We start from the raw sequence: 13,282 nt of genomic DNA, 5'->3' as shown, positions 1-13,282 counted from the left end.
CACGCCGCGGACCTCGCCGAAGCCGTGACCGCTTCAACTGAGCCGGCCGACGCCGTCTACGGCGAGGCCCCTCATGCCGAGGCTGCGGAAACGACCGGCGAAGACGACGAGGATGAGGACGAGGACGATGACGGCGAGGAAGCCGAAGAGGAAGTCGTCGAATCCGTCGGCGGCGACGACGTGCTGGAGGAAGTGCCGGAGCGCACTTTCCGTCCGCGCCGCCAGTACAAGATCCAGGAAGTCATCAAGCGCCGCCAGGTCATGCTGGTGCAGGTCGTCAAGGAAGAGCGCGGCAACAAGGGCGCTGCGCTGACCACCTACCTCTCGCTCGCCGGCCGCTATGCCGTGTTGATGCCGAACACCGCGCGCGGCGGCGGCATCAGCCGCAAGATCACCAGCGCACAGGACCGTTCCCGCCTGAAGGAAGTGGTGCAGGATCTCGACGTGCCCGAGGGCATGGGCATCATCCTGCGCACCGCGGGCGCCGCCCGGACCAAGCCCGAGATCAAGCGCGACTTCGAATATCTGATCCGGATGTGGGAGACGGTACGCGACCTCACGCTGAAGTCGCAGGCCCCGACCCTGGTCTACGAGGAAGGCTCGCTGATCAAGCGCTCGCTGCGCGACCTCTACAACAAGGAGATCGACGAGATCTCGGTCGCGGGCGAATCCGGCTACCGCGAAGCGCGCGACTTCATGAAGATGCTGATGCCGGCCAATGTCAGCGCGGTGAAGCAGTATCGCGACGGACAGCCGCTGTTCTCGCGCATGGGCGTCGAGAGCCAGCTCGACGCGATGTTCTCGCCGACCGTGCAGCTGCGCTCCGGCGGCTATATCGTGATCAACCAGACCGAGGCGCTGGTCTCGATCGACGTCAACTCCGGACGGTCGACCCGCGAGCACCATATCGAGGACACCGCGCTCAAGACCAATCTGGAGGCGGCCGAAGAGGTCGCCCGCCAGCTTCGCTTGCGCGACCTCGCCGGCCTCATCGTCATCGATTTCATCGACATGGACGAGAAGCGCAACAACCGCGCGGTCGAGCGCAAGCTGTCCGATTGCCTCAGGCAGGATCGCGCGCGCATCCAGGTCGGCCGCATCTCGCATTTCGGCCTGCTCGAGATGTCGCGCCAGCGCATCCGCGCCAGCGTGCTCGAGAGTTCGACCGATCCCTGCCCGCATTGCGGCGGCACCGGCCATGTCCGCTCGGTGTCCTCGGTGGCGCTGCAGCTGCTCCGCGGCCTCGAAGAGATCCTGATGAAGGGCGCGACCCACAATCTCGTGGTCCGCACCCGCACCGACGTCGCGCTCTACGTGCTGAACCACAAGCGCGGCCATCTGCGCGATCTCGAGAACGGCTTCAAGGTCACCCTCTCGGTGATCGCAGATCCCAGCGTCAGCGGACCGCAGGCCTATCTCATCGACCGCGGCGAACAGGTGCATACGCTGGAAGCCGCCAAGGCGCTGCTTGCTGCGCAGGCGGCCGCGAGCCCGCCGCCGCTGGCGGAAGAGGCCTACGAGGATGAGGACGGCTTCGACATCGAGACCGAATCCGAGGTCGAAACCGAGGAGACCGAAGGTCTTGCCGAGGAGCAGGCATCCGGTGAAGCCACGTCCGATCAGGACGGCCAGCGCCGCAAGCGGCGCAGGCGCAGGCGCGGCCGCGGTGGCCAGCGCGAGGGCGAGTTGCGCGAGGATAGCCCTGCGACCCTTCCCGAGGCGGCTGTTGCGGCCGGCGAAGGCGAAGAGGATGCCGAGTCCGAGCAGGATGGCGAAGAAGGCGAGGAACAGGCGGCCCGCGGCGAGCAGCAGGGCAGCGGTGACCGCCGCCGCCGGCGTGGCCGTCGCGGCGGACGTCGTCGTCGTGGTGGCGGCGAGGATGGTCTCGCCGGCTCCATCAGCGACGAGCTCGCGGGCAGTGCGCCGCCGGAAGCAAGCGACGCGGTCGCCGATTTCGACGGCTTCGGCAGCGAGGCTGCGCCCCCGATTGCGCAAGCCGAGCACAGCGCTGAGCCGCAGGTCTCTCAGCCTGAGCCGCGCGCCGAGGTGCAGACCGAGGTGCCGGCCCAGCCCGAGCCCGTCGCCGCGGAAGAACCCGCCGACGACAAGGCCGCACGGCGCCGCTCCACGGTCCGCGAAAAGGTAAGCTTCCTGTCGAGCAGCCCGAGCGAGCCGGCAGCGCCGGTTACGCAGGCGGCCGAGCCGGTCGCCCCGCCCGCGCCGGCAGCTGAGCCCGCGCCGGAGCCGGCCAGCGAAACGCCGGCCGCCCCGCGCCGCGCCGGCTGGTGGTCCCGCCGCTTCGGCGGCGGCGAGTAAAACCGAACGACCTATGCAAGACACGACGCCCGGCACTGCCGGGCGTTTTTGTTTCGCCGTTGTTCCGATGTGCTAAGCCGTTCTCGCAATCAGATTAGGGGACGGCATTGTCAGAGCTTTGCGATTCCGGTGCCGTCGAGCTGCGCCGCCTGTTGGCCGATCGGGCGATCTCGCCTATCGAGCTTCTGGACGCCTGCCTGTCCCGCATCGCCGCCGTCAATCCCGCCGTCAACGCTGTCGTGACGCTGGACGAGCCGGGCGCGCGTGCTGCCGCCAAGGCCGCCGAAGCCGCCATCCTGCGCGGCGAGGAGCGTGGCGCCCTGCACGGGCTGCCCGTTCTCATCAAGGACACCCAGGACACCGCCGGAATGCGCTCCACCTATGGCAGCCCGCTGCTGAGGGATAACGTCCCGACCACCGACCAGGGCTCGGTCGCGCGCCTGCGCGCCGCCGGCGCCGTCATCTTCGGCAAGACCAACACGCCGGAATGGGCGGCCGGCGGCAACACCCGCAATCCCGTGTTTGGCGCGACCGGCAACCCCTTCGATCCCCTGCGCTCTGCGGCCGGCTCCTCCGGCGGCTCGGCAGTGGCGCTCGCCTGCGGCATGGCCCCGCTCGCCTCGGGCTCAGACACCGGCGGCTCGTTGCGCAATCCGGCAGGCTTTGCCGGCATCGTCGGCATGCGCCCGTCCTACGGCCTCGTGGCCAGCGAAAAGCGCATCTTCGGCTGGTCCAACCTGTCGACCGACGGCCCGATGGCGCGCAATGTCGCCGACACCGCGCTGATGCTGTCGGTGATGGCCAGCGACGATGCGCGCGATCCGCTTGCCTATACGCTGCCCGGCGAGCCCGTGCGCGCGCGCGCCGAGCGCTGGGCCGGCCCGCGCCCCGCGGAGCTCGGCAAGCTTCGCCTCGCCTTCACCGAGGATTTTGGCTTTGCCCCGACCGAGCAGGCGATCCGGCGCGTGTTTCGCAATCGCGTGAGCAAGCTCGCGCCGCTGTTTGCCGAGAGCCGCGAAGGGACGCCCGACTGCTCCGGCGCGGACGACGCCTTCGCCGTGCTGCGCGCAGGCATGTTCCTGGCGACGCACGGCAAGAACTACAAGGAGCGTCGCCAGATGCTCGGCCCCAACGTCCGCGCCAATGTCGAGGAAGGGCTCGGTTACACGCTCGAAGACCACGCGCGGGCCACGACGACGCAGACGCGGATCTATCGCGCCTGGCAGAGCTTCTTCGAAACCTGCGACGTACTGATCAGCCCGACCATCACGCTGAGCCCGCGGCCGTGGTCGGAGCCTCATCCGGCGGAGATCGACGGCGTACCGACCAGATCCTACTTCCACTGGCTCGCGCTCGCCTACGCCGTCACGCTGCCAGGCCATCCCGCGATCAGCATTCCGCTCGGCCTCGATGAAGCCGGCCTGCCCTTCGGCCTCCAGATCGTCGGCCCGCGTGGCGGCGACGCCATCGTGCTCTCGGTTGCCGCGAGCATCGAGGCGGCGTTCGCACGTGATGCGCAGATGTGCCGGCCCGTGCCCGACCTGGCGCGGCTCGCCGCGGCGCCGGCTCTAGCGTCCGCTCCCGGCTTCCTCACCTGGGAATAAATCCGGGAAGGACGCGGTCCGACAGGAGAAGTCTTCCGATGCAAAGCGCAATCGTTCTCGGCGGCGGCATGATCGGTGTCAGTGCGGCGCTGCATCTGCGGCAGCGCGGCTGGGCCGTCACGCTCGTCGACCGCAGGGAGCCGGGCCGTGAGACCAGCTACGGCAATGCCGGGATGATCCAGGCCGAAGCGGTCCGCCCCTATCCGATGCCGCGCGACCTCGCGACTCTCCTGAAGATCGCGACCGGCCGCACCAACGACGTGCGCTACAGCCTGTCGTCGCTTCACCTCCATATCGAGCCCCTGCTCCGCTACTGGTGGCACTCGGCGCCGAAGCGGCATCGCGAGGCGATCGAGGCGTGGGCGCGACTGATCGCCTACGCGACGTCGGAGCACGACATCCTCATTCGCGAAGCGCATGCCGACAATCTCATCCGCCGCGCCGGCTATCGGGCGCTGTACCGCAACGCCGCGGATCTTGATCTCGCGATCAAGGCCGCGGAAGAAGACCGCCGCGAATTCGGCGTGAATTTCCGCGTGCTCTCCGGCAGCGAGTTCGCCAAGGCCGAGCCGATCCTGCGCGACGACCTGCCCGGTGCGATCCATTGGCTCGACACCTGGACCGTGTCCGATCCCGGCGCCCTCGTCACGGCCTATGCCGAGCTGTTCGAGCGCCTCGGCGGCACCATCGTGCTCGGCGATGCACAGTCGCTGCGACAGACCGCGACCGGCTGGTCGGTCGACACCGACCAGGGGCGCCTCGACGCCGCCCACGCCGTCGTCACCCTCGGTCCGTGGTCGCCCGACCTCCTCACCAAATTCGGCTATCGCATCCCGCTGGTGCGCAAGCGCGGCTATCACATGCATTACAGCGGCGGCGCATCGCTCGATCTGCCGCTGGTCGACAAGGCCGGCGGCTACGCCATGGGGCCGATGGCGAAGGGAATCCGCATCACCACCGGCGCCGAATTGACCGGCATGGATGCACTCGCCACACCCGTGCAGCTCGCCAGCGCGGAAGGCTCCGCGCGCGAGCTGATCGACCTCGGCAAGCGCGTCGAGCCGGATCCCTGGTTCGGCACCCGCCCCTGCACGCCCGACATGCTGCCGGTGCTCGGGCAGGCTCCGCGTCATCCGGGCCTCTGGATGAATTTCGGCCACGGCCATCAGGGCTTCACCCTGGGACCCGCGACGGCGCGTCTGCTCGCCGAGATCATGAGCGGCGAGACGCCCGCGATCGATCCCGCGCCATACCGGCCGGAGCGGTTTTAGCCTTCGCCACGCGCGGCGAGCACCGCAAGCGCCGCCGACAGGCGCATCAGCGGATCCTCCCATTCGCGCGGGGCGCGCTGACGGAACAGGCGCATGGTCGGATACCACGGGCTGTCCTCGCGCTCGCGCAGCCAGCGCCAATCGAGCGCATAGGGCGTCAGCATCCACACCGGACGAGCGAGCGCGCCGGCGAGATGGGCAACCGAGGTATCGACCGCGATCACGAGATCGAGGGCGGCCACCGCTGCGGCCGTATCCGTGAAGTCGCCGAGCGCGGGCGCGAGGTCGATCACATCGCCACCGAGCGCGGCCAGCACCGGAGCATCTTGGGGACGCGGCTCCTTCTGCAGGCTGTAGAGCTGCACGCCCGGCATCACCAGGCGTGGCAGCAGGGCCTCTGCGGACAGCGAGCGCTGCCGGTCGCCCTTGTGCCTGGCATTGCCGGCCCAGACCACGCCGACCTTCAATGCCGTCACATCCGCGAGCGCCGCACGCCAGCGCGACAGTTTTGCAGGATCAGGATGCAGGTACGGCACGTCCGCCGGCACCGTGCCGAGCGTCGTGCCGAAGATCCGCGGCAGGTTCATCAGCGGCACTTGCAGATCGAATGGCGGCAGCGGCTCGCCGCGCGCAACCACGTTGACATCGGGGAGCTGCCGCAACAGCTGGGCCAGCGCCGGCTGAACCTGGAGAACGATCTTTCCGCCGCGCGCGGCGACCATCGGCACGTAGCGCACGAAATGCAGGGCATCGCCCAGCCCGTATTCGGAAAACAGCAGCAAGGTGCGGCCGTTCAGCGGCTCGCCATGCCATTCCGGCTCCGTGAACGAGGGATCGCCGTCCGACAACGTCTTGCACTTGCGTCGCCAGCGATAGGCCTCGAAACCTCCAGCGAAGTCGCCGTTCATCAGCAGGAAATGCGCGTGATTGTACTGCGCGAGCGGCTGGCCCGGATCGAGCGCGACCGCGCGATGCGAGACCGCCAGCGCCTCGTCGATGTCCCCGGCATTGCGCAGCGCGACTGCGAGATTGGCGTGGCCCTTGGCATAGGCAGGGTCGGCCGCAACCGCGCGTCGGTGCGCCGCCACCGCGTCGTCTCCGCGCTCCTGCTTCTCGAGGATGATTCCGAGATTGGTCCAGGCGGCAGCGTGATCCGGATTGAGCAGCAGCGCGTGCTCGCAGGCCGAGATCGCCTCCTCCAGAGCGCCGAGCTCGGACAGACAGGCGCCGAGATTGCTGGCGATCACGTGATCCGACGGATCGCGCGCAAGGCTCCGCCGGTAGATTTCGGCGGCCTCCCCGAGATGACCGGCCTCGTGCAGGACGAGGCCGAGCAGGCGCTGCGCCGGACCATGGTCCGGCGCGAGCGCGAGCGCACGGCGGTACGAGCTGATGGCGTCTTCCAGCGCCCCGCGCCGATAGAGCGCAGCGCCGAGGTTGCAGAGCAATCCGGGATCATCGGGTTCAACCTCGAGCGCATGGCGATAGGCCACTTCCGCGTCGTCGAGCCGCCCCTGGTCCACGAGGAGATTGCCGAGATTGAGCCAGGCGCCGCGATAGGAGGGCTCTCTTGCGATGACCTCGCGATAAGCCTGTTCGGCCTCCGCGAACCGCCGCTGCCCCGCGAGCATGACGGCGAGATTGAAGCTGGCGCGCGTCAGATGCGCATCGAGCGCCAGCGCGCCGCGATAGGCGGCCTCGGCCTCCTCGAAGCGGGCGAGCTCGCCGAGCGCGATGCCGAGCTTGTTGTGCAGGCCGGCGTCGTCTGGCCGTCGGATCAGGGCACGCCGGAACGCCGCGACCGCCCCCTCCTGCTCCCCCTTCACCGCAAGCGCGTCTCCGAGCGTGACAAGTGCGGGTCCGTGGTCGGGATCGACACTGAAGATGCGGCCGAGCAGCGCGGCGCCCTCGGCCGCGCGGTCGGTGACGAAGGCGGCCAGGGCGGCCAGATGCAGCGCCGGCACGTGATCCGGTTCGGCCCTCAGAACCTCTGCACAGAGCGCATCTGCCTCATCCGGGCGCCCTGCCCCAAAATGCTCCGCCGCCTCCGCCACGATCCGATTCACAGCCGCGTTGCCCACGATACCGCCCCTTCGAGGTCCGAGATGGGGGTTAAACGTGCAACCAGGGAAATTCCGTCAGTCGGGGCGCCGGCAACTTTCCGACGGGCTCGGCGTCGGCTCGGAAATAAGGGCTGGTCGATGATCTCGACCAGCCCTCTCAAACTCCCGGTGCCGACGGCACGGCTGGCGCCGTCAAATGAAGCTTGCCGATCAGTCCGTCGTGATCGCCGTCTCCATGTCGGTCGGATCGATCCGCTTGGCGAGGTTGGCGTTGAGCTTGTCGCGATCGAGCTCACCCTCCCACCAGGCGACGATCACGCAGGCGACGCCGTTGCCGCACAGATTGGTCAGCGCGCGGCATTCGCTCATGAACTTGTCGATGCCGAGCACGATCGCCATGCCCGGCACGAGGCGCGGATCGACCACGGCGAGCGTCGCCGCCAGCGTGATGAAGCCCGCACCGGTGATGCCGGAGGCGCCCTTCGAGGTCAGCATCGCCACGACCAGGATGGTCAATTGCTGGCTGAAGCTGAGATCGTAGCCGAGCGCCTGCGCGATGAAGAGCGTCGCCAGCGTCATGTAGATGTTGGTGCCGTCGAGGTTGAACGAGTATCCCGTGGGCACCACGAGGCCGACCACCGACTTGGAGCAGCCGAGCCGCTCCAGCTTTTCCATCAAAGATGGCAGCGCGCTTTCCGAGGACGAGGTGCCGAGCACGATCAGCAGCTCGTCCTTGATGTAGGCCAGGAACTTGAAGATCGAGAACCCAGCAAGGCGCGCGATGATGCCGAGCACGACGAAGACGAACAGCGCTGCGGTGACGTAGAACGTGGCGATCAGCCCAACCAGATTGAGGATCGCGCCGGTGCCGAACTTGCCGATCGTATAGGCCATCGCACCGAACGCGCCGATCGGCGCTGCGCGCATCACGATGGAGATGACGCCGAACACGGCATGCGCGGCATCGTCGATGAAGCTGCGGATGGTGTGACCGCGCTCGCCGAGGCTCATGATCGCGAAGCCGAACAGCACCGAGAACAGCAGGACCTGGAGGATTTCGCCCTGCGCGAAGGCGCCGACCACGGTGTCGGGAATGATGTGCAGCACGAAGTCGACGGACTTCTGACCCGCGGCCTGCTTGGCGTAGTTTGCAACCGCCGCCTCGTTCGCCGCCCCACTGCCGAAGCCGGCGCCCGGCTTCACCAGATTGCCGATGATGAGCCCGATCACCAGGGCGAAAGTCGAGACGACCTCGAAATAGACCAGCGCCTTGACGCCGATGCGGCCGACCTTCTTGGCATCCTGGATGTGAGCGATGCCGGAGACGACGGTACAGAAGATGATCGGAGCGATCACCATCTTGATCAGCTTGATGAAGCCGTCGCCGAGCGCCTTGATCCATTCGTTGGTGGCGACCGTCGGCCAGAGCCAGCCGACGATGGCGCCGAGCACGATGGCGATCAGCACCTGGACGTAGAGAACCTTGTACCACGGCTTTGCTGCGGGCTGCGCGATCGGCGCCCCCGCCATCGTTGTCGTCGTCATCGTTTCACTCCCCCTCAAAACGCGGGGCCAGCCAAGATCAACTTGGCCGGCCCTGTCAATTGGAACCGCGAACTCCTTGTGCGCTTTACCGGCGCCGCTCGATCAGCCTGCGCGCCGCGGGCATCAACGTCGCGCCAAGCGCGTTCTTGACCAGCGAAGCCGCAATGAACGGCACGATGCCGACCTGCCAGGCCTTCGCGACGCCGAGGCCAAGGCCGAACGCCAGCCAGCCGAAGCCGGCGGCCAGAATGACGATATGGCCGACCGCCATCGCCGCGAACAGCAGCACCACGCTGCGATCCCAGCCGCGCTCGGCGAGCCAGCCGGTCACGAAAGCGGCCGCAATGAAACCGAACAGATAGCCCGCGGTCGGGCCGACCAGTGGCGCAATTCCCCCCACCGGCCCGGCGAATACCGGTGCGCCGAGCGCACCTTCGGCGAGGTAGGCGATCATGGTTGCGCTGCCAAGACGCCAGCCATAGGCCGCGCCGATCATCAGCACCACCAGCGTCTGCAACGTCATCGGCACGTAGGGCAGCGGCAGGCTCACCTTGGCTGACAGCGCCATCAAGGCGGTGCCGAGCACAACCAGCACGATGGCGCGCACCGCACCAACGGTTTCGCCCGGCCGGGTCGGCCACATCAATGCGGCGAGAGAAAAATGCGGTGCAGCAGCGGTCGGAACAGATCGGTCAGACAAGATGAACTCCGGAGGTGGTCGAAAACTGGCGGCTATTTAAGCCAGTGAGCGATCCGGTCAACTGCCTCGCGCATCTCCCCAGGCGAACGCGCATAGGAAAAGCGAATGAACGAGCGGCCGTGAACGGGATCGAAATCGACCCCAGGGGTGGCCGCGACGCGTGCCTGCTCCAGCATCTGCTTGGCGAACTCGAAACTGTCGGAGGTGAAGTCCGAGACGTCGGCATAGAGATAAAATGCACCATCGGCCGGCAGGAATTTGGCTAGGCCGGCCTTCGGCAATCCCTCGATCAAGATCCGCCGGTTTTCCTGATAGCCGTGCTTGATCGCCTCCATCTCGGCCGCACCGTCGAAGGCGGCTTCGGCGGCAATCTGCGAGAGCGACGGCACCGAGATCGACAGGTTCTGCTGCAGCCGCTCGATCGGCCGCACCAAAATCTCAGGGACGACCATCCAGCCGACGCGCCAGCCGGTCATGCAAAAATATTTCGAGAACGAGTTGATCACGAGAGCGTGCTCGGAGAGCGCCGCCGCGGTGACCGCCGGAAACGCATAGTCGAGCCCGTGATAGATCTCGTCCGAGATGAAGCGGATCCCGGCGTCTTGCGCCGCCGTGATGAGGCCGGCGAGCGCCTCGCGGGACATCATCGTTCCCGTCGGATTGGCCGGGCTGCCAACCAGCACGCCCTTCAGCGGCGCCTTGCGATGGGCCGCGAGCAAGGCCTCGCCAGTCAGCGCATGGCGCGTGTCATTGGTGGTCTCGATCAGCACCGGCTCGCAGCCGAGCGCGGTGAGGATATGGCGATAAGGCGGATAGCCCGGCACCGTCACGGCGACTCGGTCGCCCGGCTCGAACATCGACAGGAAAGCCAGGATGAACCCGCCGGAGGAGCCGGTGGTTACCACGATCCTGTCAGGGCTGACGTCACAGCCATAGGCATCGCGATAGTGGCGCGCGATGCGCTCGCGCAAGGAGGGGATGCCGAGCGCGGAGGTATAATCGATACGCCCCGCCTCGAGCGCCGCATGGGCGGCGGCAATCGCGGTCCTGGGCGCCCCGGCCGCGGGCTGGCCGACCTCCATGTGGATGACATGGCCCCCGGCCGCCTCGATTCGGGCCGCCGCGGCCATGACGTCCATCACCATGAACGGGGGAACATCACTGCGGCGGGAGGGCGCGAGCCACTGCCCCAACCGGTTCCTCAATGTCGCATCGTGCATCGAATTCTGCTATTTCGCTGGCGGGCCGGCGCGACCGGTCCGGAAAACGGGGCGCTTGCGCCCCAGACTGGCCGCATTGTACGGCTCATAAGGGGTAAGGCTCATAAGGGCATATCGCGTATCCGGTCCGCCGCCAATCGCCAAAACCAATCACGAAACTGCTGTCCCGACCGTTTGACCAAGACCGTTTGATGTCGCTCCAGATCGCATTGCGCAAGAAGGCCTCCGCCCTCACCGCCCTCGTCACGGCTGCGGCGATCGCGCTGACGCCGTTCTCGGCCGCGCACGCGCAAGCCAAAGGGCCGCCGGTGCTGCGCGACACCGAGACCGAGCAGCTGCTGCGCGAATACACGCGCCCGATCCTGCGCGCCGCGGGGCTGGAGAAGCAGAACATCCAGATGGTGATCCTCAACGACGGCTCGTTCAACGCCTTCGTCGCGGACGGCCGCCGCATCTTCGTCAACTGGGGCGCGATCCTTCAATCGGAAACGCCGAACCAGATCATCGGCGTGCTCGCGCACGAGACCGGGCATCTGGCCGGCGGCCATCTGTCCAAGCTGCGGGAGCAACTCGCCGCCGCCCAGACCCAGATGATCATCGCGATGCTGCTCGGCGCCGGCGCGATCGCCGCGGGCAGCACCCAGCGCAGCAGCGCAGGCAACAACGGGCTCGCCAATGCCGGCGCCGCCGCGATCTCCGCTCCGCAGGAGGTGATCCGCCGGACGCTGCTGTCCTACCAGCGCCAGCAGGAGGAGAACGCCGACCGCGCCGGGGTGAAATTCCTGACCGCGACCCAGCAATCGCCTAAGGGCATGTACGAGACCTTCAAGCGCTTCACCAGCGAGAGCCTGTTCGCCGCGCGCGGCGCCGATCCCTATCTGCAGTCGCATCCGATGCCGGCCGAACGCGTCGCAGCGCTGCAGGAGTTCGCAAGCTCCAGCCCCTACTGGAACAAGAAGGACGATCCCGCGCTCCAGCTCCGCCACGACATGGTACGCGCCAAGATCTCCGCCTTCATGGAGCGGCCCGAGACGGTGTACCGCCGCTATCCCCAGACCAATGACAGCATGCCGGCGCGCTACGCCCGCGCCATCAGCACCTATCTGCACGGCGATCTGCGCAGTGCGCTCACCCAGATCGACGCGCTGATCCAGGTCCAGCCGAACAACCCGTACTTCTACGAGGTGCGCGGCCAGGCCCTGCTGGAAAGCGGCAAGCCGGCCGAGGCGATCCCTGCCCTGCGCAAGGCTGTCGCACTCTCGAACAATTCACCCCTCATCGAGATGTTACTTGGGCAGGCTCTGGTTGGAACCGATAATAAGGCCTACACGGACGAGGCCGTTCGGATTCTCCGCGCCGCAGTAGCGCGAGAGCCTGAGGCGGCGCTCGGCTATACCCAGCTCGCGATGGCCTATGGCCGGAAGGGAGAATATGCCGAGGCCGATCTCGCCTCGGCGCAGGCCGCCTACTTGCGCGGCGACAACAAAACCGCCCGCGAGCTTGCCACGCGCGCGAAGACCCGTTTTGCCGTCGGCACGCCCGGATGGGTCAAGGCCGACGACATCGTGGCGGCGAAGCCGCCGCGCAATTGACCACGTGGCGGCCAAGCCGCCACGTGGTGAAATGACCAGAACGACGCCCGACACCGCGACGTCACGACACCGAGCTTAAGTCCGCCGGGACGTTTCTCGAAACCTGCTTTGGATAAGAGGATTTTGCCTATGCCTTCGCTGCGCCTGCTTGCTCCCGCGTTGTTTGCGCTCGCCCTGTTCGGCGCGACCGTGCCCGCGTCGGCCGACAGTTTCTCCGACAGCCAGCGCACCGATATCGAGAAAATCATCAAGAATTATCTCGTCAGCCATCCCGAGGTGCTCGAGGAGGCCATGACCGAGCTCAGCAAGCGCCAGGCCGCCGCCGAGACGCAGAAGCACGAGGCCAGCGTCGCGCAGAACGCGGACGCGATCTTCAATTCGCCGCGCCAGGTCGTGCTCGGCAACAAGGACGGCGACGTCACCTTCGTCGAGTTCTTCGATTACAATTGCGGCTACTGCAAGCGCGCGATGGACGACATGCTCACCATCATGAAGAGCGATCCCAAGCTGAAGGTCGTGCTGAAGGAGTTTCCGGTGCTGAGCCAGGGTTCGGTCGAAGCGGCGCAGGTCGCGGTCGCCGTGCGCATGCAGGATCCCACCGGCAAGAAATATCTCGACTTCCACCAGAAGCTGCTCGGCGGACGCGGCGCCGCGGACAAGGCGCGCGCGCTCCAGGCGGCCAAGGAAGCCGGCCTCGACACCGCCAGGATCGAGAAGGACATCAACAGCCCCGAGGTGCGCGCCACCATCGAGGAGAACTTCAAGCTCGCCGAGGCGATGGGCATGAACGGCACGCCGAGCTACGTCATCGGCAAGCAGATCGTGATCGGCGCCGTCGGCGTCGAAGGTCTCCGTGAAAAGATCGGCATTGCCCGCTGCGGCAAGGCGACTTGCTGATCCACGACTTGCGATCGTGAACGAGCCAAGGGCCGGCTGCAAAAGCCGGCCTTTTTCTTGCGCGCCGAACCTTG

General features: G+C 67.2%; 9 protein-coding genes. 5 read left to right on the top strand and 4 right to left on the bottom strand.

Annotation, left to right across the window (positions count from 1 at the left end):
- Positions 1–24 precede the first annotated feature (24 nt).
- The 3 genes from UNPF46_RS20010 to UNPF46_RS20000 all read left to right on the top strand — a co-directional run bounded on the left by UNPF46_RS20010 (position 25) and on the right by UNPF46_RS20000 (position 5,191).
- Entirely contained in the window at positions 25–2,316 is a 2,292-nt protein-coding gene (locus UNPF46_RS20010; RefSeq protein ID WP_283811673.1) for an Rne/Rng family ribonuclease, read from the top strand.
- 107 nt (positions 2,317–2,423) lie between these two features.
- A complete protein-coding gene (locus tag UNPF46_RS20005; protein WP_142251143.1) occupies positions 2,424–3,920 on the top strand; it encodes an amidase in 1,497 nt (498 codons plus the stop codon).
- A 38-nt stretch (positions 3,921–3,958) separates the two neighbouring features.
- Positions 3,959–5,191, top strand: a complete 1,233-nt coding sequence (locus tag UNPF46_RS20000) for an NAD(P)/FAD-dependent oxidoreductase (RefSeq protein ID WP_142251142.1) — start codon at positions 3,959–3,961, stop codon at positions 5,189–5,191.
- Here UNPF46_RS20000 and UNPF46_RS19995 read toward each other — a convergent pair.
- The 4 genes from UNPF46_RS19995 to UNPF46_RS19980 all read right to left on the bottom strand — a co-directional run bounded on the left by UNPF46_RS19995 (position 5,188) and on the right by UNPF46_RS19980 (position 10,719).
- Complete coding sequence (locus tag UNPF46_RS19995) at positions 5,188–7,272, bottom strand: tetratricopeptide repeat protein (RefSeq protein WP_181770022.1); 2,085 nt, start codon at positions 7,270–7,272, stop codon at positions 5,188–5,190. The two genes, UNPF46_RS20000 and UNPF46_RS19995, sit on opposite strands and share 4 nt — an antisense overlap.
- 192 nt (positions 7,273–7,464) lie before the next feature.
- Positions 7,465–8,799 (bottom strand): dicarboxylate/amino acid:cation symporter, encoded by a 1,335-nt coding sequence (locus tag UNPF46_RS19990; protein ID WP_097660888.1) that lies wholly within the window; start codon positions 8,797–8,799, stop codon positions 7,465–7,467.
- Between the two features lie 85 nt (positions 8,800–8,884).
- On the bottom strand, positions 8,885–9,442 hold the full coding sequence (locus UNPF46_RS19985; protein WP_142251155.1) for a biotin transporter BioY: 558 nt from the start codon (positions 9,440–9,442) through the stop codon (positions 8,885–8,887).
- An 89-nt stretch (positions 9,443–9,531) separates the two neighbouring features.
- Positions 9,532–10,719 carry a pyridoxal phosphate-dependent aminotransferase gene (locus UNPF46_RS19980; protein ID WP_142251140.1) on the bottom strand — a complete coding sequence of 396 codons (1,188 nt, stop codon included), beginning with the start codon at positions 10,717–10,719 and terminating at the stop codon, positions 9,532–9,534.
- 191 nt (positions 10,720–10,910) lie between these two features.
- On the opposite strand from UNPF46_RS19980, the gene UNPF46_RS19975 reads away from it, so the two are divergent.
- Both UNPF46_RS19975 and UNPF46_RS19970 read left to right on the top strand, forming a co-directional pair.
- Positions 10,911–12,311, top strand: a complete 1,401-nt coding sequence (locus UNPF46_RS19975) for a M48 family metalloprotease (protein ID WP_100178864.1) — start codon at positions 10,911–10,913, stop codon at positions 12,309–12,311.
- 129 nt (positions 12,312–12,440) lie between these two features.
- Positions 12,441–13,208, top strand: coding sequence for a DsbA family protein (locus UNPF46_RS19970; protein ID WP_100178863.1), 768 nt, complete (start codon positions 12,441–12,443; stop codon positions 13,206–13,208).
- Positions 13,209–13,282 lie beyond the last annotated feature (74 nt).

The sequence above is a fragment of the Bradyrhizobium sp. UNPF46 genome (assembly GCF_006658625.1).
GTDB classification, from domain to species: domain Bacteria; phylum Pseudomonadota; class Alphaproteobacteria; order Rhizobiales; family Xanthobacteraceae; genus Bradyrhizobium; species Bradyrhizobium nitroreducens.
This window is presented reverse-complemented; position numbering and strand designations above follow the sequence as displayed.